20 protein-coding genes and 3 tRNA genes are annotated in these 23,148 nt (G+C 72.4%); 8 read left to right on the top strand and 15 right to left on the bottom strand.

All coding sequences use genetic code 11. The features are described from left to right. Positions 1–3: 3 nt before the first annotated feature. The 4 genes from ACZ6NC_RS24125 to ACZ6NC_RS24110 form a co-directional block, all read right to left on the bottom strand. A complete protein-coding gene (locus tag ACZ6NC_RS24125) occupies positions 4–462 on the bottom strand; it encodes a MaoC family dehydratase N-terminal domain-containing protein (protein ID WP_148644350.1) in 459 nt (152 codons plus the stop codon). 115 nt (positions 463–577) lie between these two features. Beyond that, positions 578–742, bottom strand: coding sequence for a 50S ribosomal protein L33 (gene rpmG / locus ACZ6NC_RS24120; RefSeq protein ID WP_006604855.1), 165 nt, complete (start codon positions 740–742; stop codon positions 578–580). An 83-nt stretch (positions 743–825) separates the two neighbouring features. Further along, positions 826–898 (bottom strand) — tRNA-Met (locus ACZ6NC_RS24115). A 43-nt stretch (positions 899–941) separates the two neighbouring features. Then, positions 942–1,014, bottom strand: a tRNA-Thr gene (locus ACZ6NC_RS24110). 253 nt (positions 1,015–1,267) lie between these two features. On the opposite strand from ACZ6NC_RS24110, the gene ACZ6NC_RS24105 reads away from it, so the two are divergent. Beyond that, entirely contained in the window at positions 1,268–2,539 is a 1,272-nt protein-coding gene (locus tag ACZ6NC_RS24105; RefSeq protein WP_465735851.1) for an amidohydrolase family protein, read from the top strand. Positions 2,540–2,769: 230 nt separating this feature from the next. On the opposite strand, the gene ACZ6NC_RS24100 is transcribed toward ACZ6NC_RS24105, so the two are convergent. The 7 genes from ACZ6NC_RS24100 to ACZ6NC_RS24070 all read right to left on the bottom strand — a co-directional run bounded on the left by ACZ6NC_RS24100 (position 2,770) and on the right by ACZ6NC_RS24070 (position 13,199). Further along, on the bottom strand, positions 2,770–3,444 hold the full coding sequence (locus ACZ6NC_RS24100; RefSeq protein WP_465735850.1) for a response regulator: 675 nt from the start codon (positions 3,442–3,444) through the stop codon (positions 2,770–2,772). Then, a complete protein-coding gene (locus ACZ6NC_RS24095; protein WP_465735849.1) occupies positions 3,437–6,124 on the bottom strand; it encodes an ATP-binding protein in 2,688 nt (895 codons plus the stop codon). The genes ACZ6NC_RS24100 and ACZ6NC_RS24095 overlap by 8 nt, the downstream gene beginning before the upstream one ends. Positions 6,125–6,255: 131 nt before the next feature. Beyond that, positions 6,256–6,903, bottom strand: a complete 648-nt coding sequence (kdpC, locus tag ACZ6NC_RS24090; RefSeq protein WP_465735848.1) for a K(+)-transporting ATPase subunit C — start codon at positions 6,901–6,903, stop codon at positions 6,256–6,258. A 23-nt stretch (positions 6,904–6,926) separates the two neighbouring features. Continuing rightward, complete coding sequence (gene kdpB / locus ACZ6NC_RS24085) at positions 6,927–9,044, bottom strand: potassium-transporting ATPase subunit KdpB (protein WP_465735847.1); 2,118 nt, start codon at positions 9,042–9,044, stop codon at positions 6,927–6,929. Continuing rightward, the gene (gene kdpA, locus ACZ6NC_RS24080; RefSeq protein WP_465735846.1) at positions 9,044–10,705 is read right to left on the bottom strand and encodes a potassium-transporting ATPase subunit KdpA; all 1,662 of its coding nucleotides are present in this window, start codon (positions 10,703–10,705) and stop codon (positions 9,044–9,046) included. Before kdpA ends, kdpB begins: the two co-directional genes overlap by 1 nt. A gap of 75 nt (positions 10,706–10,780) precedes the next feature. Continuing rightward, positions 10,781–10,870 carry a K(+)-transporting ATPase subunit F gene (kdpF, locus tag ACZ6NC_RS24075; RefSeq protein ID WP_045305809.1) on the bottom strand — a complete coding sequence of 30 codons (90 nt, stop codon included), beginning with the start codon at positions 10,868–10,870 and terminating at the stop codon, positions 10,781–10,783. 334 nt (positions 10,871–11,204) lie between these two features. Next, entirely contained in the window at positions 11,205–13,199 is a 1,995-nt protein-coding gene (locus ACZ6NC_RS24070; protein WP_465735901.1) for an APC family permease, read from the bottom strand. Positions 13,200–13,783: 584 nt separating this feature from the next. Between ACZ6NC_RS24070 and ACZ6NC_RS24065 the strand changes: the two genes are divergently transcribed. Then, a complete protein-coding gene (locus ACZ6NC_RS24065) occupies positions 13,784–14,449 on the top strand; it encodes an HAD family hydrolase (protein WP_465735845.1) in 666 nt (221 codons plus the stop codon). 81 nt (positions 14,450–14,530) lie between these two features. On the opposite strand, the gene ACZ6NC_RS24060 is transcribed toward ACZ6NC_RS24065, so the two are convergent. Further along, positions 14,531–14,611: transfer RNA gene (locus ACZ6NC_RS24060), tRNA-Tyr, on the bottom strand. Positions 14,612–14,827: 216 nt separating this feature from the next. Here ACZ6NC_RS24060 and ACZ6NC_RS24055 point away from each other — a divergent pair. After that, positions 14,828–15,316 (top strand): YajQ family cyclic di-GMP-binding protein, encoded by a 489-nt coding sequence (locus ACZ6NC_RS24055; protein WP_465735844.1) that lies wholly within the window; start codon positions 14,828–14,830, stop codon positions 15,314–15,316. A gap of 67 nt (positions 15,317–15,383) precedes the next feature. Here ACZ6NC_RS24055 and ACZ6NC_RS24050 read toward each other — a convergent pair whose 3' ends face one another. Together ACZ6NC_RS24050 and ACZ6NC_RS24045 are read right to left on the bottom strand one after the other, a co-directional pair. After that, positions 15,384–16,001 (bottom strand): hypothetical protein, encoded by a 618-nt coding sequence (locus tag ACZ6NC_RS24050; RefSeq protein ID WP_465735843.1) that lies wholly within the window; start codon positions 15,999–16,001, stop codon positions 15,384–15,386. 141 nt (positions 16,002–16,142) lie between these two features. Further along, on the bottom strand, positions 16,143–16,634 hold the full coding sequence (locus ACZ6NC_RS24045; protein WP_465735842.1) for a hypothetical protein: 492 nt from the start codon (positions 16,632–16,634) through the stop codon (positions 16,143–16,145). Between the two features lie 194 nt (positions 16,635–16,828). Between ACZ6NC_RS24045 and ACZ6NC_RS24040 the strand changes: the two genes are divergently transcribed. From ACZ6NC_RS24040 to mug, 5 genes are all read left to right on the top strand, one after another. Next, complete coding sequence (locus ACZ6NC_RS24040) at positions 16,829–17,878, top strand: MFS transporter (protein WP_465735841.1); 1,050 nt, start codon at positions 16,829–16,831, stop codon at positions 17,876–17,878. 229 nt (positions 17,879–18,107) lie between these two features. Further along, positions 18,108–19,460, top strand: a complete 1,353-nt coding sequence (locus ACZ6NC_RS24035; protein WP_465735840.1) for a M20/M25/M40 family metallo-hydrolase — start codon at positions 18,108–18,110, stop codon at positions 19,458–19,460. 96 nt (positions 19,461–19,556) lie between these two features. Beyond that, a complete protein-coding gene (locus ACZ6NC_RS24030; protein ID WP_465735839.1) occupies positions 19,557–20,675 on the top strand; it encodes an aminopeptidase P family protein in 1,119 nt (372 codons plus the stop codon). 107 nt (positions 20,676–20,782) lie between these two features. Further along, positions 20,783–21,832, top strand: coding sequence for a phosphatase PAP2 family protein (locus ACZ6NC_RS24025; RefSeq protein WP_465735838.1), 1,050 nt, complete (start codon positions 20,783–20,785; stop codon positions 21,830–21,832). 55 nt (positions 21,833–21,887) lie between these two features. Then, positions 21,888–22,457, top strand: coding sequence for a G/U mismatch-specific DNA glycosylase (mug, locus tag ACZ6NC_RS24020; RefSeq protein ID WP_465735837.1), 570 nt, complete (start codon positions 21,888–21,890; stop codon positions 22,455–22,457). Positions 22,458–22,491: 34 nt separating this feature from the next. Here mug and ACZ6NC_RS24015 read toward each other — a convergent pair whose 3' ends face one another. Further along, the gene (locus tag ACZ6NC_RS24015) at positions 22,492–23,127 is read right to left on the bottom strand and encodes a response regulator (RefSeq protein ID WP_465735900.1); all 636 of its coding nucleotides are present in this window, start codon (positions 23,125–23,127) and stop codon (positions 22,492–22,494) included. Positions 23,128–23,148 lie beyond the last annotated feature (21 nt).

Here is a 23,148-nt window from a genome sequence, read left to right as displayed (position 1 = left end):
GCGTTACTCCCCCGCCTCGTCGGCGGCCCGGGCCACCAGGGTCATGACCGACGTCACCACGTGCTCGCCGCTCGCGTCCGACACCTCGCCGCGCACCGTGAGCACGTCGTTGCCCGCGAGCGACTTGATGTTGTCGATGGTCACCGCGACCGAGAGGCGGTCGCCGGCCCGCACCGGGCGGGTGTAGGCGAACTTCTGGTCGCCGTGCACCACCCGGCTGTAGTCCAGGCCCAGCTCCGGGTCCTGGACCACCTGGGCGGCGGCCCGGAACGTCAGCACGAACGGGAAGGTCGGCGGGGCGATGACGTCCTGGTGGCCGAGCGCCTTGGCGGCCTCCGGGTCGGTGTACGCCGGGTTGGCGTCACCCACGGCGACCGCGAACTCGCGGATCTTCTCCCGGCCGACCTCGTACGGCTCGGTGGGCGGGTACGTCCGCCCGATGAAGGAGGGGTCGAGTGCCACGGGCAACTCCTCGAAAGTCCGGTGGATGACAAAAAAGACTCCGGGCCGCACCCAGAGAGGGTGCGGCCCGGAGTCGAAGACCTGAATCACACAGGCCCGGCGCCCTGCAGCAGGGTCAGCGGGTCTCGCGGTGCGCGGTGTGCGAGTTGCAGCGGGGGCAGTGCTTCTTCATCTCAAGACGGTCCGGGTCGTTACGCCGGTTCTTCTTGGTGATGTAGTTCCGCTCCTTGCACTCCACGCAGGCCAGCGTGATCTTCGGGCGGACGTCGGTGGCAGCCACGGGAGTGCCTTCCTTGGACAATGAATAAGAACACAACAAGAGTAGCCGACCGGGAGTGCGATCTCCCGACCGACTACGCGGGGTAGCGGTGACCGGACTTGAACCGGTGACACAGCGATTATGAGCCGCTTGCTCTACCAACTGAGCTACACCGCCACAGTGATCCGGAGCACAGCCGAAGCTGACTCCTTTTCACCAGAGCCCCCATGCGGAATCGAACCGCAGACCTTCTCCTTACCATGGAGACGCTCTACCGACTGAGCTATAGGGGCGAACGAGGAAGAGATTACACGTTCCGCGCCCAGAGGTGAAATCCGTATCCCGACGCGAAGACCGCAGGTCGGCGGCGTGCACGGATGAGCGATCGAAGGCCGGGCGTTCGATCGGCCCTCCGGCGGCGCGGCCCGACCCGATACGACTATTGCCCGCATCCCGGCGCCCCGCACCCGCGCGCCATAGGCTCGTCGCTCATTGATCGGGACGGGCCGGGCAACTCGACGGGCCAGCGCGAGAAGGAGCCGGGCGATGGACAGCGCAGCCGCCGACGGGCCGCACTCCGGGCCCGGCCCGGCGGCCAACCCGCTCGGGCACGGCCCCGTCCTGCTGCTCGCCGGCGCCCGGCTCGCCGACGGCCGGGTGGTGGACGTACGGATCAGCGGCGACCGGATCCAGGCCGTCGGCACCGCCGGCAGCCTCGGCCCGCTGCCCGCCCTGCCAGGCGCCCCCACCGCCACCACCGGCGCCCGGATCGACCTCAAGGGCTACCTGCTGCTGCCGGCCCCCGCCGAGGCGCACGCCCACTACGACGTCGCCTTCGCCGCCGCCCTGCCCGCCCCGCCGCCGGAGACCCCCGCCGACCTCACCCGGCGGGTCACCGAGGCCGCGCTCACCTCGCTCGGCTACGGCGCCACCGCCCAGCGCACCCACGTCCGGATCGGCGACGTGCACGGGCTGCGCAGGCTGGAGGCCGTGCTCACCGCCCGGCAGGCGCTGCGCGGGCTCGCCGAGCTCCAGGCCGTCGCCATGCCCCGGCTGCTCACCGGCCGGGCCGGGGCCGACGGCCGGGCCCAGCTGCGCGACGCGCTCAAGCTGGGCGCCACGGCGGCCGGCGGCTGCCCCGAACTGGACCCGGACCCGGCGGGGTACGTCCAGGTGCTGCTGGAGGCTGCCCGGGAGGCGGACTGCCCGGTCGACCTGCACACCACCGGCGCCGACCCGGCGCAGCTGGCCCGGCTGGCGAGTGCGCTGGCCCCGCTGCGGCCGCGGGTGGTGCTCGGCCCGTGCGGGTCGCTGGCGCCGGGCGCCTCGGCGGTGCTGGCCACCAGCGGCGTCCGGGTGGTCTGTCTGCCGCAGAACGGCTGCTGCGCCGGGCTGGAGGGCCGGGCGGCCGGCCTGCGGCCGGGGCTGCTGCGTGAGCTGACGGACGCCCGGGTGCCGCTCGCGGCGGGCAGCGGCGCGCTGCGCGACCCGGCCAACCCGGTAGGGCGGGCGGATCCGCTGGAGGCCGCGTACCTGCTGGCGGCGGGCGGGGTACTGGCCCCGGAGGCGGCGTACGACGCGGTCGCCAACCAGGCCCGGGCGGCGCTGGGGCTGCCGCCGGTCCGGGTGGACGCCGGGTTCCCGGCGGAGCTGCTCGCGGTGCGCGGGGACAGCCTGGCGGGGGCGCTCGCGGGCGGGCACAGCCGGCTGGTGGTGCACAGCGGACGGGTGGTCAGCCGGACCAGCGCCGTCCGGGAGTTCGCCGACACGGTGGTGCTGGCGCTGCCCCGGCAGTCGGGGAGCGCGGGCGGGGGCTGACAAGGACGGTGATTTGGGGGCGCGCGGCTTTGACCGCGCGCCCCTCCCCCACCTTCCGGCCGCCGAGGCGGCGGAGCAGCCCCAGGCATCCCCCACAAGGAGCGGGGCCGCCCTCTCACCGCTGACGCTACGCCCGCGGACGGTCCGCCCCGGCCGGCCTTGACGCCCTCCTGTCGCCCACCGGGCGTCTCCTGACGGCCTTTTGACGCCTTGCCCCCGGCGACGGACCGTCAGGGCTCGTACCGGTAGCCGATGCCGGGCTCGGTGATCAGGTGACGCGGCCGGGCCGGATCGCGCTCCAGCTTGCGACGCAGCCCGGCCAGGTAGACCCGCAGGTAGTTGCCGTGCCCCTCCTGCGCCGGGCCCCAGACCTCGCGCAGGATCTGCCGCCCGGGCACCAGCCGGCCCGGGTTGGCGAGCAGCAGGGCGAGGATCCGCCACTCGGTCGGGGTGAGCCGCACCGGGCCGGCCGGGCCGGTCACGGTGGTCGCGGTGAGGTCCACGGTGTGGTCGCCGATCACCGGCGCGGCCGGCGCGGGGGCGCCCGGCAGCCGGCGCAGCACGGCGCGCAGCCGGGCCAGCAGCTCCTCCATCAGGAACGGCTTGGTGAGGTAGTCGTCCGCCCCGGCGTCGAGCGCGTCCACCTTGTCGGCGGCGCCCGAGCGGCCGGAGAGCACGATGATCGGCACGGCGCTGCGGCTGCGCAGGCCCCGGATCACGTCCATGCCGTCCAGGTCGGGCAGGCCGAGGTCGAGCAGGACGGCGTCGGGCGCGGTGTGCGCGGCGCGGTCCAGGGCCTCGCCGCCGCTGGCGGCCGTCCGGACGGCGTACCGGCGGGCGCTGAGGTTGATCCGCAGGGTGCGCAGCAGCGCCGGTTCGTCGTCGACGATCAGAATCTCACTCATGCGCCCGCCTCGCTTCGCTCGGTGGCCGCTTCGCGAGACGCGCGCCACCCCATGATTCGCTCGCTCCGCTCACTGATGCGGGCGCCTCCCCCGGACGGTCGTCGTGAACGGTCTGCGCGGCGGGCAGGGCGAGCAGCATCGTCGTCCCGCCGCCGGGGGTGTCCTCGACCTCCAGGCTGCCGCCCATGGCCTCGGCGAGGCCGCGGGAGAGCGCGAGGCCGAGGCCGACGCCGGTGGTGTTGTCGGTGTCGCCGAGGCGTTGGAAGGGCAGGAAGACGCGGTCGCGGTCCTCGGGGGCGATGCCGGGTCCGCGGTCGATGACGCGGATCTCGACCCGGCCCTGGTGGTGGCTGGCGGCGACCAGGACGGGGGCGCCGGGGGCGTTGTGCCGCAGCGCGTTGGTGATGACGTTGGCCAGGACGCGTTCCAGCAGCGGCGGGTCGACCAGCACCGCCGGCACCGTGTCCAGGTCGAGCGGCTGGACCGGCGCGTACGGGTCGGGGAGGGTGTCCAGCGCCCGGGGCAGGATCTCGTCGAGGTGGGTCTCGGCGAGGTGGAGGGTGAGCGCGCCGGCCTGGAGGCGGCTCATGTCGAGGAGGTTGTCCACCAGTCGGGTGAGCTTGACGAGGGACTCGTCGGCGGTGGCGAGCAGCTCGGCCTGGTCCTCGGGCGAGAACTCGACGTCCGGGCTGCGCAGCGAGCCGACCGAGGCGAGGGCGGCGGCCAGCGGGGTGCGCAGGTCGTGGCTGACGGCGGCGAGCAGGGCGGTGCGCATCCGGTCGGCGGCCTTGATCGGCTCGACCTCGGCGGCGACCACGGCGAGCCGGTCGCGCTCCAGGGCGGCGGCGACGTGCGCGGCGAAGGCGGTGAGCACGCGCTGGTCGGCGGCGGGCAGCCGGCGGCCGGTGAGGACGAGCACCGCGTCGGCGCCGACCGGGATCTCGGTGCTCTCCGCCGGCTCGCCGGACCGGCCGTCGTTCTTCTGACCGGGCCTGCCGTCGCCGGTCCGGCCGTCGTCGGTCCGGCCGTCGTCGTCGCAGCGGGCCAGGACCTCGCCGCCGGTGCGTTCCAGCAGGGCGACGGAGTCCATGCCGAAGGCCGTCCGGGACTTCTCCAGCAGCGCGGGCAGCGCGTCGGCGCCGCGCAGCACGCTGCCGGCCAGGGTGGACAGGGTCTCGGCCTCGGCGGTGGCCCGGGCGGCCCGGGCGGTGAGCCGGCCGGCGTGGTCGACCACGGTGGAGACGGCCAGGGCCACGGCGGCGAAGACGACCAGCGCGACGATGTTGTTGGTCTCGCCGATGGTCAGGGTGTGGACGGGCGGGATGAAGAAGTAGTTCAGCAGCAGCGAGGCGACGACCGAGGCCAGCAGGGCGGAGGTGGCACCGCCGAGCAGCGCGACGATCACCACGCCGAGCTGGAAGATCAGCGCGTCGGTGGTGAGGTTGACGGTGTCGTGCGCCTGCGAGAGCAGGGCGGTGAGCAGCCAGGGCAGCACCAGCCCGGCGAGGTAGCCGGCGATGGTGCGGCGCTTGGAGTGGCGGCGGCCGAGCGAGGGCAGCCGGCCGCGGCCGGTGAACTCGTGGGTGACCATGTGGACGTCGATGTCCTCGGAGGCGTCCACGGTGGTCTCACCGATGCCGGGGCCGGTGAGGAAGCGGGCGATCCGGCCGCGCCGGCTGGTGCCCAGCACCAGCTGCGTGGCGTCATGCGCCCGGGCGAAGGCGAGCAGCGCGGTGGGGATGTCGTCGCCGACCACCACGTGGTAGCTGCCGCCGAGAGTCTCGACCAGCTGCCGCTGCTGGGCGAGCGCGCCGGCGGAGGCGCCGGCCAGGCCGTCGCTGCGGGTGACGTGGACGGCGAGCAGGTCGCCGCCGGCGGTGCGGTCGGAGATCCGGGCCGCGCGGCGGATCAGGGTCTCGCCCTCGGGGCCGCCGGTGAGGGCGACCACGACGCGTTCGCGGGTCTCCCAGACGCGGTCGATGTTGTGGCTGGCCCGGTAGTCGCGCAGCCCCTCGTCGACCCGCCCGGCCACCCAGAGCAGGGCGAGCTCGCGCAGAGCCGTCAAGTTGCCGACCCGGAAGTAGTTGGAGAGCGCGGCGTCCACCTTCTCCGCCCTGTAGACGTTGCCGTGGGCCATCCGGCGCCGCAGCGCCTGGGGGGCCATGTCGACCAGCTCGATCTGATCGGCCCGGCGGACCACCTCGTCCGGGACGGTCTCGCGCTGGGGGACGCCGGTGATCTTCTGGACGACGTCGTTCAACGACTCCAGATGCTGGACGTTGACGGTGGTGATGACGTCGATCCCGGCGTCGAGCAGCTCCTCGACGTCCTGCCAGCGCTTCGCGTGGCGGCCGCCGGGGATGTTGGTGTGCGCCAGCTCGTCCACCAGCACGACCGTGGGCTTTCGCCGCAGCACCGCGTCGAGGTCCATCTCGTCGAACTCGGCGTCGCGGTAGGAGCGGGTGAGCCGGGGAACGGTCTCCAGGCCGGTGAGCATGGACTCGGTGTGACGGCGCCCGTGGCACTCGATGAAGCCGACCACGACGTCCGCGCCGCGCTCCTGTCTGCGCCGGGCCTCGTCCAGCATCCGGTAGGTCTTGCCGACACCGGGGGCGGAGCCGAGGTACACCCTCAGCCGGCCACGGCGGGGGCCGGTGCCGGGAGTGAGGTCGCGGGCCATGGGCGCTGCTCTTTCGTCTTCTTCGTACGAGGGTCGGGGCGTACGTCGGCCGACCCGGGCGCGGGGTGGTACCCCGGCCCGGGTCGGCCCGTCTCACTCGTCCAGCCGGTCGGCCGTCACTTCTGCGGCCGTCACTTCTGCTCGCTGAGCGCCTTGTTGAGCAGGACGACGTTGACGCCCTCCTGCCCGAGGAAGCCGAGCGAGCGGCCCTCGGTGTACTTCTCGATCAGCTTGTCCAGCGTCTCGGGCGAGACGTTGCCGCGGGTCTTGGCGATCCGGGCGGCCTGCTCCTTGGCGTAGGCGACCGAGATGTGCGGGTCGAGGCCGGATCCGGAGGCGGTGACCGCGTCCACCGGGACGCTCGCCGGGTCGACGCCGTCGAACTCGGCGACGGCCTTGCGGCGGTCCTCGACGGTCTTGGCGAGGTCCTCGCTGTTCGGGCCCTGGTTGGAGGCGCCGGAGCTCTTCGGATCGTGGGCGCCGGGGCGGGGCTGGAACCACTGCGGGTCCGGCTTGGCCTCCTCGTTCTCGTCGTCCCCCGTTGTCGAACCAGAAGGGTTCGCCTTCGGCAGGTTGTAGTTCTGGCCCAGCAGGCTGGAGCCGATCTCCTTGCCGTCGGCGGTCTTCACGATCGAGCCGTTGGCCTTGTCCCTGAGGACCGCCTGGCCGAGGCCGGTGACCAGCAGCGGGTAGGCGAGACCGAGGATCACCGTCATCACCAGCAGCATCCGCAGCGCGGTGAAGTGCGTGCGCACGGTGGTGGGCAGGGGCTTGGACATGATGCGTTCCTCCTTTCCGTGGGTCAGCTCAGGCCGGGGATGAACTGGACGACGAGGTCGATCAGCTTGATCCCGACGAAGGGGACGACCAGCCCGCCGAACCCGTAGACCCCGATGTTCCTGCGCAGCAGCGAACTGGCGTCGGACGGGCGGTACTTGACGCCGCGCAGGGCGAGCGGGATGAGGCCGACGATGACCAGGGCGTTGAAGATGATCGCCGAGGTGATCGCGGACTGGGGGCTGTGCAGGCCCATGATGTTGAGCTTGTCCAGGCCCGGGTAGACCGCCGCGAACATCGCCGGGATGATCGCGAAGTACTTCGCGACGTCGTTGGCGATCGAGAAGGTGGTCAGCGCGCCGCGGGTGATCAGGAGCTGCTTGCCGATCTCGACGATCTCGATCAGCTTGGTCGGGTTGGAGTCCAGGTCGACCATGTTGCCGGCCTCCTTGGCCGCCATGGTCCCGGTGTTCATCGCGACACCGACGTCGGCCTGGGCCAGAGCCGGAGCGTCGTTGGTGCCGTCACCGGTCATCGCGACCAGCTTGCCCCCCTCCTGCTCCTTCTTGATCAGGGCCATCTTGTCCTCGGGGGTGGCCTCGGCGAGGAAGTCGTCCACGCCCGCCTCCTCCGCGATCGCCTTGGCGGTCAGCGGGTTGTCGCCCGTGATCATGATGGTCTTGATGCCCATCCGGCGCAGCTCGTCGAACCGCTCCCGCATGCCCTCCTTGACCACGTCCTTGAGGTGGATCACGCCGAGGGCCTTCGGGGCCGCACCGCCGATCCGGGAGGCGACGAGCAGGGGGGTGCCACCGGCGGCGGAGATGCCGTCGACCAGCTCGGCGATGTCCTTGCCGACCGTGCCGCCGTTCTCGGTGACCCAGTTGGTGACCGAACCCGCCGCGCCCTTGCGCACCGAGTGGACGCCGTCGGCCTCGTCCAGGTCGACGCCGGACATCCGGGTCTGCGCGGTGAACGGCACCCAGGTGGCGTGCGTCAACTCGCCCTGGGCGCGGGCCCGCAGACCGTACTCCGTCTTGGCGAGGACGACGATCGAGCGGCCCTCCGGCGTCTCGTCCGCGAGGGACGAGAGCTGCGCCGCATCCGCCAGCTCGTCGACCGTGACGCCCTTGGCCGGCTGGAACTCGGCGGCCTGGCGGTTGCCGAGGGTGATGGTGCCGGTCTTGTCGAGCAGCAGGGTGTTGACGTCGCCGGCGGCCTCGACGGCCCGGCCGGACATCGCCAGCACGTTGCGCTGGACCAGCCGGTCCATGCCGGCGATGCCGATCGCCGAGAGCAGCGCGCCGATCGTGGTCGGGATGAGCGCCACGATCAGCGCGACCAGCACGATCATCGACTGCGGTGCGCCCGCGAACGTCGCCATCGGCTGCAGCGTCACCACCGCGACCAGGAAGACGATGGTCAGCGACGCCAGCAGGATGTTGAGCGCGATCTCGTTCGGCGTCTTCTGCCGGGCCGCGCCCTCGACCAGGGCGATCATCCGGTCGATGAACGACTTGCCGGGCTCCGAGGCGATCTTCACCACGATCCGGTCGGAGAGCACCTTCGTCCCGCCGGTCACGGCCGACCGGTCGCCACCGGACTCGCGGATCACCGGCGCGGACTCGCCCGTGATCGCCGACTCGTCGACGGAGGCGACGCCCTCGACCACGTCACCGTCGCCGGGGATGATCTGCCCGGCCTCGACCACCACGTGGTCGCCCAGGCGCAGCGCCGTCCCGGAGACCTCCTCCTCGGCCTGGCTCTTCGGCCAGTCGAGCAGCCGGCGGGCCATGGTGTCGGACTTGGTCTTGCGCAGGGTGTCCGCCTGCGCCTTGCCACGGCCCTCGGCGACCGCCTCGGCCAGGTTGGCGAAGACGGTGGTCAGCCAGAGCCAGACGGTGATCGACCAGGCGAACACCGACGGGTCGGCTATCGCGGCGACGGTGGTGACCACCGAGCCGACCTCGACCACGAACATCACCGGGTTCTTGACCATCACCCGGGGGTCGAGCTTCTTCACCGCGTCAGGCAGCGACGAGACGATCAGCTTCGGGTCCAGCAGGCCGCCGGAGACTCTGTGCGGTGCCACGGCGGGCGCCTCCGGCTGCGGGACCGGCTTCTCGGTAAGGGTGGACGACATCAGGAGAGACCTTCCGCGATCGGCCCGAGGGCCAGGGCCGGGAAGTAGGTGAGGCCGACGACGATCAGGACGACGCCCGACAGCAGGCCCACGAACAGCGGCTTGTGGGTGGGCAGGGTGCCCGGGGTGGCGGGGACGGGCTGCTGCTGCGCGAGCGAGCCGGCCAGCGCCAGGACGAACACCATCGGCAGGAACCGGCCGAACACCATCGCCAGACCGATCGCCGTGTCGTACCAGTCGGTGTTCACCGTGATACCGGCGAACGCCGAGCCGTTGTTGTTCGCGCCCGAGGTGAACGCGTACAGCACCTCGGAGAAGCCGTGCGCACCGGAGTTGAGCATCCCGGCCCGCTCGCCGGGCAGCGCCATCGCCACACCCGTGCCGATCAGCACGATCGTCGGCGTGGTCAGGATGTACAGGGAGGCGAACTTCATCTCCCGCCCGCCGAGCTTCTTGCCCAGGTACTCCGGGGTGCGTCCGACCATCAGACCGGCCACGAAGACCGCCACGATCGCCAGCACCAGCATCCCGTACAGGCCCGAACCGGTGCCGCCGGGCGCGATCTCGCCCAGCATCATGTTGAACATCGTCAGCCCGCCGCCGAACGGCGAGTACGAGTCGTGGAAGGAGTTCACCGCACCCGTCGACGTCAGCGTCGTCGAGGCGGCGAACAGACCCGAGGCCGCGATGCCGAACCGCTGCTCCTTGCCCTCCATCGCCCCACCGGCCGCCTGCAGGGCCGAACCGCCGTGCTGCGCCTCGAAGAAGGTGATCAGCGCGACCGAGGCCACCCAGAACAGGCCCATCACCGCAACGATCGCGTAGCCCTGGCGGTGGTCCCCGACCATCCTGCCGAAGGCCCGCGGCAGCGCGAACGGGATCAGCAGGATCAGGAAGATCTCCAGCCAGTTGCTGAGGCCGGTCGGGTTCTCGAACGGGTGCGCCGAGTTGGCGTTGAAGAAGCCGCCGCCGTTGGTCCCCAGGACCTTGATGACCTCCTGCGAGGCCACCGGCCCACCCGGGATCGCCTGCGCGTCCCCGCCCAGCGTGGCCACCTCGTGGAAACCGTGGAAGTTCTGCACCACGCCGGTCGCGATCAGGGCGACGGCGAAGACGATCGAGATCGGCAGCAGCAGGCGCAGGGTGATCCGGGTCAGGTCCACCCAGAAGTTGCCCAGCCGGTCCGTCCGGTTCCGCGTGAACCCGCGGATGAACGCGGCCACGACCGCGATGCCCACGGCGGCGGAGACGAAGTTCTGCACCGCCAGGCCCGCCATCTGCACCAGGTGCCCCATCGCGGACTCACCGCTGTAGGACTGCCAGTTGGTGTTGGCGACGAACGAGATCGCCGTGTTCCACGCCTGGTGGCCGGGCATCTGCTCGACCCCGAGGTTCAACAGCAGGTAGCCCTGGAGACGGATCAGGCCGTAGAGGAAGAGCACCGAGACGGCCGAGAAGGCCAGCACCGAACGCAGGTACGCCGGCCAACGCTGATCGGCGTCACCGTCCACACCGATCACCTTGTAGAGGCCGCGCTCGGCTCTCAGGTGCTTGGAAGTGGTGAGGATACGGGCGATGTAGTCGCCCAGGGGGCGGTAGCACAAGACCAGGGCGCCGATGAGCGCGAGGACCTGCAGCCAGCCCGCGAGAGTGGAGCTCATGCCCCCACCTCGCCGTGCTCGGTGGTGGCCTCGCCGGGCGCAGCACCAATGATTCGCTCGCTACGCTCGCTCATGTCAGAACTTCTCCGGGTAGATCAGCGCCACGACGAGGTACCCGACGAGGGCGACGGCCACGATGAGACCTGCGATGTTCTCCGCGGTCACAGCTTCTCCACCCCCCGCGCGATCAGGGCGATGACGGCGAACACGGCGACCGTGACACCGACGTAGATGAGATCCGACATGGGCTCCACCACAGTGGTTCAGAGGTGGCCGCGGTCGGCCCTCGACGGGCCCGGTGCGGCACCGGCGGCGGGCCGGCAGAGCCAGCCAAGCGCTCTTACGGGGCGTTACCGGCCACCTTGACGCCCTCCATACGGCGCCCGTTCGATTGTTGACGAGGTCCATACGGGGGCGGGCCCCGTACGGGCTTCTCCCCTGTGCGACTACGCGAAGGGCCCCGGACAGCAGTGCTGTCCGGGGCCCGGTCGGCTGCCCGTCAGGCGTTCTCGGGCGCCGGCAGCTTCTCGTACTCCGACCTCGCCGCCGGCTCACCGCGGCGGACCGCGCCCGGGGCTCGGCGCGACGGGTGATAGGCCTTGCTGGAGGAGGTGAGCTGCCACGGCACGCTGATCACCATCACGCCGGAGGTGAACAGCAGCCGGCTCTTCAGCCAGAACGCCGACTGGTTGTGCAACAGGTGCTCCCACCAGTGCCCGACCACGTACTCGGGGATGAAGACCGCCACCGCCTCCCGCGGGCTGCTGCGGCGGTACTCACGGACGTACTGGACGACCGGCTTGGTGATCTCCCGGTACGGCGAGTCCAGCACCTTGAGCGGCACCTGGACGTCCAGCTCCTCCCACTGCCGCCCCAGCTCCTGGGTGGCGTCGTTCTCCACCGCGACGGTCAGCGCCTCCAGCGAGTCCGGCCGGAACGCCTGCGCGTAGCCGAGTGCCCGCAGGGTGGGCTTGTGCAGCTTGGAGACCAGCACGATCCCGTGCACCTTGGACGGCCGCACCGACTCCTCGCGGGGGTCGTCGACCGCCAGCTCCTCGGCCACGCTGTCGTAGTGCCGGCGGATGCCGCGCATCATCACCCAGAGCACGATCGCCGCGACCACGGCCAGCCAGGCGCCCTGGGTGAACTTGGTGAGCAGCACGATCACCAGCACCAGCGCGGTGGTGACCGCGCCGAAGGCGTTGATCACCCGGGAGCGCTGCGCCGAGCCCCGGACGGCCGGGTCGGTCTCGCTGCCCAGCACCCGGTTCCAGTGCTTCACCATGCCGATCTGGGAGAGCGTGAAGGAGGTGAAGACGCCCAGGATGTAGAGGTGGATCAGGCTGGTGACGTCCGCGTCGTACAGCCAGAGCAGCCCGCCGGCCACCACCGCGAGCGCGATGATGCCGTTGGAGAAGGCGAGGCGGTCGCCGCGGGTGTGCATCTGCCGGGGCAGGTAGCGGTGTTCGGCCAGGATCGAGGCCAGCAGCGGGAAGCCGTTGAACGCGGTGTTGGCCGCCAGGATCAGTACCAGCGCGGTGACGGCCTGGATGAAGTAGAAGAGGAAGCTCTGGTCCCCGCCGAAGATCGCGGCCGCCAGCTGGGCGATCACGGTCTGCTGCGGCGCGGTGTGGCAGTCCCCGGGGAAGCCGGTGAGCTGGCAGGCGTCGTCGGTGATGTGCACCTTGGCCATCAGGGCCAGCGCGGTGATGCCGACGAACATGACCACGGCCGTGGTGCCCATCACGGCCATCGTGGCAGCGGCGTTCCTCGACTTGGGCGCCCGGAACGCCGGCACGCCGTTGGAGATCGCCTCGACGCCGGTCAGCGCCGTACAGCCGGAGGCGAACGCCCGCAGGCCCAGCATCAGAAGGCCGAGCCCGGCCAGGGTGTCCTTCCCGTCCACCGGCAGGACCCCGTACGAGGCACTGGCCGCCACCGGGGTGTCCCCGAAGACCGCCTTGATCAGGCCGGTGACCACCATCAGCACGATGCCGCCGATGAACAGGTACGTCGGAGCCGCGAACGCCTTGCCGGACTCCCGGACCCCGCGCAGGTTCATCGCCGCGAGCAGGACGACGAAGCCGACCGCCAGCTCGACCCGGTAGTCGGCCAGCGAGGGCAGCGCCGAGATGATGTTGTCGACGCCGGAGGCCACCGACACCGCGACCGTCATCACGTAGTCGACCAGCAGCGACGCCGCCACCACCAGGCCGGAGTTGGCACCCAGGTTGCGGGACACCACCTCGTACGAGCCGCCGCCGCTCGGGTAGGCGTGCACGACCTGGCGGTACGACATCACCACGACCGCCATCAGCGCGACCACACCGGCCGCGACCCACGGGGTCAGGTACAGGAAGGCGGTGCCACCGACGGTGAGCACCAGCAGGATCTCCTGGGTCGCGTAGGCGACCGAGGAGAGCGGGTCGGAAGCGAAGATCGGCAGCGCCAGCCGCTTGGGGAGCAGCGTCTCGCCCAGCTCTTCGCTGCGCATGGCCTTGCCGATCACTAGGCGCTTGAGCGCCTGGGGCACGTTGAACACATGGGCGAGCGTAAGGGCCTGAAACAGGCTGGCAATAAGCCTCGGCGGAGTGTCCCGCGGGCCCGGCACGCCCATTGGGCGGGGTGTTCCCGCAGGTCGAAGCCGCTATGCGCGGAGCGTTCCGGGCCGGTCGGGGGCGTTTCGAGCGCGTTAAGCCCCCCCGTTAAGACATCGTCAAGATATGACGATCGGGTGGGATATTTAGGACATATGCCTGCAATCCACCTCCGCTCTCCCTGCGCATTCGCGACACCCCGACGGGCGCCCTTGACGCCCACCGACGGGCGCGGGGACGAGCTGGACGAGGACGGGGAGGAGGTGGACGGGGGCGGGCGGACCGTTGTCCCGGCGGGCGCCGGTTGGGAAGACGATCAGCTCGTACGGAGGACTCCCGGCGCATGCTGACGCGTCCGGGACTGCTCAGCGGGGAGGCTGAAAGGCCCCGCCCACCCCCTGGGGAACACTTTGCTGCCTTCCAGACGTAATTGCAAGAAATGCGCAATAACGCGCGCACTCCCCTACACTACTCTCCGCACATGAACCGTCACCCTGAGCCGCTCCTCCTCGTCGACCTCGATCACACCCTGGTCGAACGCGACGGCGGCGCGGACGCCTGGACCCCCGCCTTCTGCACCACCCACGGCCTCCCCGCCGAAGCTGCCCCCACCGTCTTCGCCCTCTACCGCGCCGACCGCTCCCCCGCCGGCTTCGCCCGGATCGCCGCCCGCTACGGCCTCCCGCACTCCGGCCGGATCCTCTGGGACACGCACGTCGCCAACGAAGCCGCCCGCACCCACCTGATCCCCGGCGTCCCCGAGGCCCTCGCCACCCTCCGCGAGGCCGGCTGGACCATCGGCGTCGTCACCAACGGCAGCACCGACATCCAGCGCGCCAAACTCGCCCGCACCGGCCTGCTCCCCACCGTCGACACCGTCTGCGTCTCCGAGGAGGCCGGTGCCCGCAAACCCGCCCCCGAGATCTTCCGCCTCGCCGCCGCCCGCCTCGGCCGCATCCTCACCCCCGCCGACTGGATGGTCGGCAACAACCCCGCCACCGACATCTGCGGCGCCCACGCCGCCGGCCTCCGCTCCATCTGGATCACCCCCGCCCCCGCGCCACCACTCCCCCCGTCCCACCCCGCCCCCACTCACACCGCCCCCGACACCCCCACCGCCGTCACCCTCCTCCTCACCACCCCCTGACCCCAGCCGGGCCCCACGCGCCCGGAAAACAGAACCGGCCCGAACAGCGTTTCCGCTGTTCGGGCCGGTCTGGTAATCCAGTGGCTGGTGCAGGGTTCGAACCTGCGTAGCTTGCGCGACAGATTTACAGTCTGCTCCCTTTGGCCGCTCGGGCAACCAGCCAGGATTGGTGTCTCGCGGGGGCTTGCCCCGTTCGACTTCGTAAACGATACCTGATGCCGGGGGGTGGTTCGCCACTCGATTGGTCACGTGATGATCAAGGGGTGCGGCGTGGCTGTCGGGGGCGGGGGCGGGGTGGGGCTGGATAGGCTGGGGCGGCGGGCGTCCGGTGGGGCGGGCCGTGTCAGTGAAGCCAGAGCATCAAGGAGACCAACACCCATGGCCGACTCCAGTTTCGACATCGTCTCGAAGGTCGAGTGGCAGGAGGTCGACAACGCGATCAACCAGACCTCCCGTGAGATCGCCACCCGCTTCGACTTCAAGAACGTCGGCGCCGAGATCAACCGCTCCGGCGAGACGATCGAGATGAAGGCCAACGGCGAGGAGCGGGTGAAGGCCGTGCTGGACGTGCTGCAGAGCAAGTTCATCAAGCGCGGCCTGTCGCTGAAGGCTCTGGACGCCAAGGAGCCGCAGCTGTCCGGCAAGGAGTACAAGATCTTCGCGGACGTGAAGGAGGGCATCTCCCAGGACGATGCCAAGAAGGTCGCGAAGATCATCCGCGACGAGGGCCCCAAGGGCGTGAAGGCCCAGGTGCAGGGTGACGAGCTGCGGGTCAGCTCGAAGAGCCGTGACGACCTGCAGACCGTGCAGGCCCTGCTCAAGGGCAAGGACCTCGACTTCGCGATCCAGTTCGTGAACTACCGCTGACCCCTGTGGGGTGTGCGGTGAGGCCCCGGTCCCGGGTTCGGGACCGGGGCCTCTCGCATCGGCGGGGTCAGCCCGCGGCGGGCCGGGGGTGGACGGCGGCGAGGCGGGCCGCGGCCGCGGTGTCCGCGAGGGACTGGGCCTGCGCCTTGAGGGAGGCGAGCTGTTCCGAGCGGTTCGGTGCACCGGCGCCGGGGAGCGTCGGCGGGGCCGGGGCGGTCACCGGCGGTGCCGGCAGCTGGCCGAGCAGGCCCTGCAGGACGGCCTGTAGCGAACTGACCAACTGCTGCACGACGCCGAGGTCGGGGAGCGAGGACGTCAGGGACGAGAGCAGTCCGGTGACCGTGCCGACGAGGTCGCCGACCGTCCCGAGGAGCGCGGTCGGGTCGGGGGTGGTGGGCAGCGCCGGGGCGGCCGGCAGGGCGGGGATGTCGGGCGCCGGTGCGGCGACCGGGGGGACCGTGACGGGCAGCAGCACGTCGGCCGGGCGCGCGGCGACCGCCGGGACCGCGGAGACCCCCGGGATAGCCGACAGGGCCGACAGGGCCGACAGGGCCGGGACGGCGGCGGGGGCGGGGGAGGTTCGGGGGGCCGCGGCTTCGTTGCCGGCGGTGGTGGCGGACGCCGTGGCGACCGGGGTCAGCGCAAGGGCTGCGGTCAGCGCGACGGCCATCCAGGTGGCACGCATGGGTGTTGCTTCCTCTCGATGCGAAACAGGCGAAATCGCCTGTTTCACACGGTGGGGCAGGCCAGTTGGCCCAGCCACCGCACGTACGCCGAACGGGCCGGAGGGTGGGCGACACGCGGGGACACGCCGGAAAGGAGCGGCTCAGCCGGCCGTCGCCCAGCGGGCGGTGCTGGAGTGGGCGGGCAGGCCGACGGCCTCGAACTCGTCGGTGCAGCCGCCCTCCACGCGGGCGCCGATCCGGCGCAGGGCGCGGGATATCGGGCTGCCCTCGGGTGGGAAGGGCTCGAACTCGCTACTGGCGAGCGGGCCGAGGTCGAGGTGGCCGTCGGCCCAGACGGCGGCGCGCTGGATGCCGGTGCCGCCGAAGTAGTCGGCCTCGACGCAGGCGATCGGACCGGCCTTGGACCAGGCGGCGATGCGGAGCCCGAGCCCGTCCGGGAACCATGTGAAGCCGGCGCTGCCGCCCGACGCCCCCATGCCGCCGCCGAGTTGGAGCGCGGACAGGAAGGCGGGCGTGGCCGGGATCAGGGCCAGCCCCTGGGCCAGCGGACTGACGTGGGCGGCCGGCACCTCGGCGGCGGCCACCGCGAGCAGCTCCGCCGGGCCGATCAGCGCCTGAAGTTCGTATGGCATTCAGTCATCCTGAACCACGGCACTGACACTCCGCCCGGGATTTACGATTCCGTGCCTGGAAGGGCCGGAAGGGACCCGCCCGGGGAGGGCGGCTCCGACTCGACGCCGTAGAGCAGGGTGAGGACGGTCACGTCCACCGCATCCTCCGCCGTGCTCCGCTCCTCTACCATCAACTCGTCGAATATTTCGGCGAGTTGACTGCGAAGCCGGACCAGCCGGGCCGGGCCGAGCCGGAGCGAGAAGTCGGCGAACAGGCTGGGCGGGCCCGCCGAACCGTCCTTGGGGGCACTGAAGTCGACCCGGCCGGCCCGCGTGTGGGCGCGGAACTCGCCTACAGCGGGCCGGTCCGGCTGCTGGCGGTGCGGTCGGTGGTCCCGCCCGAGCAGCTGCGGCAGGCGCTCGCCCAGGACGAGGCGCGGATGAGCGACGCCGGGCTGGTCGGGCCGCCGCTGGCCGGGTACCTGTTCGGAGCCGGGAGGGCGGTGCCCTTCCTCGGCACGGTGGTCGCCTCGCTGCTCTCGCTCGCCGCCGCCCTGGCGGTGCGGTTCCCGAGCCGGGCGGAGGCCACCGCCACGGGACAGCAGCCGGAGACCGCACCCGAAGGCCGTCAGCCGGAGTCCGCGAACGGGCGGCCGAAGACCGGCGGCGCCCTGGCCGGCTTCCGCCACCTCGCCGCCGACCCGCTGCTGCGGCCCGCCCTCGCCGTCATCTTCGTGACCAACCTGGCGGGCGCCGCGATGCTGCTTCCGGTGATCGTCCAGCTGCGCGGCCACGGCACCTCCAGCGGCGGGATCGGCCTGGCGCTGGCCGGTGAGGCGGTGGGGGCACTGGCCGGCGCGCTCCTGGTGAGCCGGCTGCACCGGCTGGCCGGGCCCGGCGCACTGCTGCTGGCGGTGGCCTGGCTCTGCGTCCCCGTGACGCTGGCGCCGCTGCTGCCGGGCGGGGCCGTCACCGTCTTCGCCGCGCTGTTCGTGGTGGGGCTGGGGACGCCGACGCTGCGGGTGATGATCGACCTCCTGGTGTTCCGCCAGGTCCCGGACGAGCTGCGCGGGCGGGTGGTCGCCGCGACCATGACGCTCCTCGCCGTCGGCATGCCGGCCGGGATGCTCGGCAGCGGGCTGCTGCTGGACCACTTCTCCCCCACCGCCGCACTGGCCACGGTCGCCGCGCTGCTCGCCGCCGCCCTGCTGCCCGCGACGGCCGGCCGGACGCTGCGCCGCTCCGCCTGGCCGGCCACGGTCTGACGGCGGCGCGCCGGTCACGTGGCCGGCGCGCGGGGCCGCACTCCGCCCCATCGGCCGCCACAGAGCCCCCCGCGTAAGCCAAACCTCCGACACGCGCCCCTGACGACCGCTCACCCGCGCGGGTGCATGCCGCATGCGACGCACTGGGCAACCGGGTGAACTGGCCGGGTACGGCCCACTCCCGGGATCTCCCGGCGCGGGCGCACAGGGCCGCACCCGAGGAGGACGCATGACCGACGAACTCGCCCGCCGGATCGCCGGCCTGATGCCCCGGGCCAAGGCGGACCTCGCCGAACTGGTCGCCATCCCGTCCGTCGCCGACCCCCGCCAGTACCCGCCGGAGAAGTGCCGGGACGCCGCCGAGTGGGTCGCCGCCGCCTTCACCGACGCCGGGCTGCGCGACGTCCACCTGGAGGAGACCCCGGACGGCAGCCACGCCGTGATCGGCCACCGCCCGCCCCCGCCCGGCGCGCCGACCGTCCTCCTCTACTGCCACTACGACGTCCAACCGCCGCTCGACGACGCCGCCTGGACGTCCCCGCCGTTCCGGCTGACCGAGCGCGACGGACGCTGGTACGGGCGGGGCACCGCCGACTGCAAGGGCAACATCGTCATGCACCTCACCGCGCTGCGGGCACTCGGCGAGGACATCCCGGTCGGCATCAAGTTCGTCGCCGAGGGCTCGGAGGAGCAGGGCACGGGCGGCCTGGAGGCGTACGTGCCCCCGCACGCCGGCGAACTGCACGCCGACGCCCTGCTGATCTGCGACACCGGCAACGCGGCCGTCGGCCTGCCCACCGCCACCACCTCGCTGCGCGGCCTCGCCAACCTCGTGGTCACCGTCTCGACGCTCACCGGCAACATGCACTCCGGCATGTTCGGCGGCCCGGCCCCCGACGCGCTGGCGGCCCTGATCCGCGCCCTGGACTCGCTGCGCGACGCCGACGGCGGCACCCGGATCAACGGGCTTGACTGCGAAGGAAGCTGGAGCGGAGTCGGCTACGACGAGCAGCAGTTCCGCACCGACGCCGGCGTGCTGGACGGCGTCCGGCTGACCGGCTCCGGCAGCGTCGCCGACCGGCTCTGGGCGCGGCCCGCCGTCACCGTGCTCGGCATCGACTGCCCGCCGGTGGTCGGCTCGGCCGCCGCCATCCCGGCCACCGCCCGCGCCCGGGTCAGCCTGCGGGTGCCGCCCGGCACCGACGCGCAGGCCGCGCAGGACGCGCTCACCGCCCATCTGAAGGCGGCCGTGCCGTGGAGCGCGCAGGTCGGCGTCGAGCCGGAGAGCGTCGGGGCGCCGTTCCGGGCCACCACCGGCGGGCCCGCGTACGCCGCGCTCGACAAGGCCATGCAGGAGGTCTACGGCAAGCCGATGTCCTTCCTCGGGCAGGGCGGCTCGATCCCGCTCTGCAACGTCCTCGCCCGGACCTACCCCGACGCGGAGATCATCCTGATGGGTGTCGAGGAGCCGCGCTGCCTCATCCACGCGCCCGACGAGAGCGTCGACCCGGGCGAGATCGAGCACATGGCCAACGTCGAGGCGCTCTTCCTCCGGCACTACGCCAACGACCCCCGGGCGTGATAGAGCGTCAGTACCCGGCAGGCCCTGCACCCAGCAGGCCCTGCACCCAGCAGACTCCGGCCGAGCGCTGTCGACACAGGAAGGCGGGCGATCCCCGTGCCACGACCGTTCACCACCGAGGACTACACCGCCCGGCTCGCCCGGGCCACCGCCGACGCGTCCGCCGCCGGGCTCACCGGCCTGGTCGTCGCGCCCGGCCCCGACCTGGTCTACCTCAGCGGCTACCAGCCCACCGCGATCACCGAGCGACTGACCGCCCTCGTCCTCTCCGCCGGACGCGAACCCGCCCTGATCGTCCCCAAGCTGGAACGCCCGGACGCCGAGAAGGCGGCCGGCGCCCCCGCCCTGCAACTGATCGACTGGACCGACGGCGAGGACCCGTACGCCACCGCCGTCCCGCTGCTGGACCGGGCCGGGCGGTACGGCATCTCCGACAACGCCTGGGCGATGCACCTGCTCGGTCTCCAGGCCGCCCTGCCCGGCACCGGCTGGACCTCGCTCACCGAGGCACTGCCGATGCTGCGGGCGGTCAAGGGCACCGACGAGCTGGAGCGCCTGGCCGCGGCCGGCGGCGCCGCCGACGCCGCGTACCGGGGAATCCTGGAGGTGGAGTTCGCCGGCCGGCGGGAGACCGACGTGGCCGCCGACCTCAGCGCGCTGCTCATCCAGTACGGGCACAGCCAGGTCGACTTCACCGTGGTCGGCTCCGGCCCCAACGGCGCCAACCCGCACCACGAGGCCGGCGACCGGGTCATCCGGCCCGGCGACACCGTCGTGCTGGACTTCGGCGGCCTCAAGGACGGCTACGGCTCCGACACCACCCGGACCGTGCACGTCGGCACCGACGTCCCGGCCGAGGTGCAGAAGGTGCACGACATCGTCCGGCGCGCGCAGCAGGCCGCGTTCGAGGCCGTCCGGCCCGGGGTGAGCTGCCAGGAGATCGACCGGATCGCCCGGCGGGTGATCGCCGACGCCGGCTACGGCGAGTACTTCATCCACCGCACCGGCCACGGCATCGGCATCACCACGCACGAGCCGCCGTACCTGGTCGAGGGCGAGGAGCGGCCGCTCGTCCCCGGCATGTGCTTCTCGATCGAGCCCGGCATCTACCTGCCCGGCCGGTTCGGGGTGCGGATCGAGGACATCGTGACGGTGACCGAGCAGGGCGGGCGGAGGCTCAACAACACGCCGCACGAGCTGGGCATCGTGTCGTAGCCACCCCCTCCGGCGGCCGGGCCCGGCTGGGCTTTCTGAGTCTTTTCTGTGCGACGGGCCGTTCGCGTGAAGAGTTCTCCAAGAATGCCTTGCTAGCTTCGACCGGCATGACCAAACTGCTCCGCCCGGCGCCGCTCCCACCCACGCGGCCCGGGCGGCTGCGTCCGGTGACCCGGCCGCAGCCCGGTGCGCGCGCCAGCGCCCTGGCCCGGCTCCGGCTGCTGGCGTGGCCGCTCTACCTCCTCGCCCTGCTCTGGTACCTGCGGACGTACGGGCTGCCGTACTCCAACGACGTGGTGTTCTGCTGGCTGATCGGCGCGCTGCTGGCCGCGGCCGTGCACAGCGGCCACGGCCGGCGCGGCTTCCTGCTCGTCCTACGGGACTGGGTCCCGGTGATGGCCGCCGTCTGGGCGTACTCGCTGCTGCGCGGCTACGGCGCGCACACCCCGTGGGCCCCGCACTGGCGGCCGCAGTTGCGCGCCGACGAGCTGCTCGGCCTCGGTGAGACCTGGACCGTCCGCCTCCAGCACGGGCTCTACACCCCCGGCTCGCCGCACTGGTACGACTACGCGGCGGTCACCGTCTACATGTCCCACTTCTTCATGATCTTCGTGGTCCTCGCCGTGCTCTGGCGGCGCCACCACGACCGGTTCCGGCAGCTGCTCGGCTGCTACCTCGCGCTGACCTTCGCCGGCTTCGCGACGTACCTCCTCTTCCCCGCCGACCCGCCGTGGCTCACCGCCCAGGAGGGGCACATGCCGGCGCTCACCCGGGTGGTGTCGGACGTCCTCACCGGGAGCGGGCTCCAGCGGGCCGGGTCGATCTTCGAGAACGGCAGCCGGTTCGCCAACGACGTCGCCGCGATGCCCTCGCTGCACTCCGCCTACCCGGCGATGCTGCTCTTCTTCTTCTGGCCGACGGCCGCCCGCCGGCTGCGGGTGCTGCTCGTCGCGTACCCGCTCGCGATGGCGTTCACCCTGGTGTACGGGGCGGAGCACTTCATCGTCGACATCTTCGCGGGCTGGGCGTACGCGGCGGCGGTGGTGTTCGGCGCACGGTGGCTGCGGGCGCGGCGTCGGGCCCGGCGGAAGGAGCGGTTGCGGGGCGAGCCGACGGCGGCGCCCGAGGCGGCCTCCGGGGTGTCGCTCCGTCCCTGATCGGCCAGGACGGGACGAGGGGTGCGGAAGCGGGTCGGGAGCCGGCCCGTCACCCATGGGCCAGACTGGGGCGGTGCCGACTCCGCTGAAGCCCACCGCCGAACAGCTGCTCGCCGCCCGCGACACCACCATCCCGGACGTCGCCGCCCCCGGACTGCGGGTGCTGTTCTGCGGGATCAACCCCGGGCTCTGGTCCGGCGCCACCGGCCACCACTTCGCGCGCCCCGGCAACCGCTTCTGGCCCGCCCTGCACCGCTCCGGCTTCACGCCGCACCAACTCCGCCCGGACGAGCAGGCCGAACTGCTCGACCTCGGTCTCGGCATCACCAACGTCGCCCCGCGCGCCACCGCCAAGGCGGACGAACTCACCGCCGACGAACTGCGCGAGGGCGGCGCCGCACTCACCGACCGGGTACTGCGGCTGCGCCCGCGCGTCCTGGCCGTGCTCGGCATCGGCGCCTACCGGACGGCCTTCGGGCGGCGGACGGCTGCCGTCGGGCGCCAGGAGGAGGGCATCGGGGAGACCGAGGTCTGGGTGCTGCCCAACCCGAGCGGCCTCAACGCCCACTACACACTGGACGGGCTGGCGGAGGAGTTCGGGCGGCTGCGGGAGGCGGTGCGGTAGCCGCGCCGGCCTGCGCAGCAGCCGCAGGGGGGGCTCAGGCCCGCAGGAACTCCAGGACGGCCAGCACCCGGCGGTGGGTCTCCTCGGCCGGGGGCAGGTCCAGCTTCATCAGGATGTTGCCGATGTGCTTGCCCACCGCCGCCTCCGACACCACCAGCTCGCGGCAGATCGCCGCGTTGGACCGGCCCTGCGCCATCAGCGCCAGCACCTCGCGCTCGCGCGGGGTGAGCCGCTCCACCGGGTCCCGGCGGCGGCGCAGCAGCTGCCGCACCACCTCCGGGTCGACCACCGTGCCGCCGGCCGCCACCGTGCCGACCGCGGCCACGAACTCCTCCACCTGGCCGATCCGGTCCTTCAGCAGGTAGCCCACGCCCGAGCCGTCCCCGGAGTCCAACAGCTCGGCGGCGTACGAGCGTTGCACGTACTGGCTGAGCACGAGCACCGGCAGCCCCGGGCGCCGTTCGCGCAGCGCCACGGCGGCACGCAGGCCCTCGTCGGTCTGGCCCGGCGGCATCCGGACGTCGGTGATGACGATGTCCGGCGCGTGCTCGGCGACGGCCTCGCGCAGCGCCTCGGCGTCGCCGACGGCGGCCACCACCCGGTGGCCGAACCTGCCCAGCAGGCCGATCAGGCCCTCGCGCAGCAGCACACCGTCCTCGGCGAGGACGATGTCCAGAGGGGCGGCCCCGGG

This window comes from Kitasatospora sp. NPDC041988, from assembly GCF_055588525.1.
This window is presented reverse-complemented; position numbering and strand designations above follow the sequence as displayed.

Excerpts from the sequence above, each read along its gene's own strand:
- ACZ6NC_RS24095 (WP_465735849.1), bottom strand. The coding sequence starts at position 6,124 with ATGGCCCGCGACCTCACTCCCGGCACCGGCCCCCGCCGTGGCCGGCTG.
- ACZ6NC_RS24045 (WP_465735842.1), bottom strand. The coding sequence starts at position 16,634 with ATGCCATACGAACTTCAGGCGCTGATCGGCCCGGCGGAGCTGCTCGCG.
- ACZ6NC_RS24055 (WP_465735844.1), top strand. The coding sequence starts at position 14,828 with ATGGCCGACTCCAGTTTCGACATCGTCTCGAAGGTCGAGTGGCAGGAG.
- ACZ6NC_RS24105 (WP_465735851.1), top strand. The coding sequence starts at position 1,268 with ATGGACAGCGCAGCCGCCGACGGGCCGCACTCCGGGCCCGGCCCGGCG.
- kdpB (WP_465735847.1), bottom strand. The coding sequence starts at position 9,044 with ATGTCGTCCACCCTTACCGAGAAGCCGGTCCCGCAGCCGGAGGCGCCC.
- kdpA (WP_465735846.1), bottom strand. The coding sequence starts at position 10,705 with ATGAGCTCCACTCTCGCGGGCTGGCTGCAGGTCCTCGCGCTCATCGGC.
- kdpC (WP_465735848.1), bottom strand. The coding sequence starts at position 6,903 with ATGTCCAAGCCCCTGCCCACCACCGTGCGCACGCACTTCACCGCGCTG.
- ACZ6NC_RS24070 (WP_465735901.1), bottom strand. The coding sequence starts at position 13,199 with ATGCGCAGCGAAGAGCTGGGCGAGACGCTGCTCCCCAAGCGGCTGGCG.
- ACZ6NC_RS24035 (WP_465735840.1), top strand. The coding sequence starts at position 18,108 with ATGACCGACGAACTCGCCCGCCGGATCGCCGGCCTGATGCCCCGGGCC.
- ACZ6NC_RS24100 (WP_465735850.1), bottom strand. The coding sequence starts at position 3,444 with ATGAGTGAGATTCTGATCGTCGACGACGAACCGGCGCTGCTGCGCACC.
- ACZ6NC_RS24050 (WP_465735843.1), bottom strand. The coding sequence starts at position 16,001 with ATGCGTGCCACCTGGATGGCCGTCGCGCTGACCGCAGCCCTTGCGCTG.
- mug (WP_465735837.1), top strand. The coding sequence starts at position 21,888 with ATGGGCCAGACTGGGGCGGTGCCGACTCCGCTGAAGCCCACCGCCGAA.
- ACZ6NC_RS24065 (WP_465735845.1), top strand. The coding sequence starts at position 13,784 with ATGAACCGTCACCCTGAGCCGCTCCTCCTCGTCGACCTCGATCACACC.
- ACZ6NC_RS24025 (WP_465735838.1), top strand. The coding sequence starts at position 20,783 with ATGACCAAACTGCTCCGCCCGGCGCCGCTCCCACCCACGCGGCCCGGG.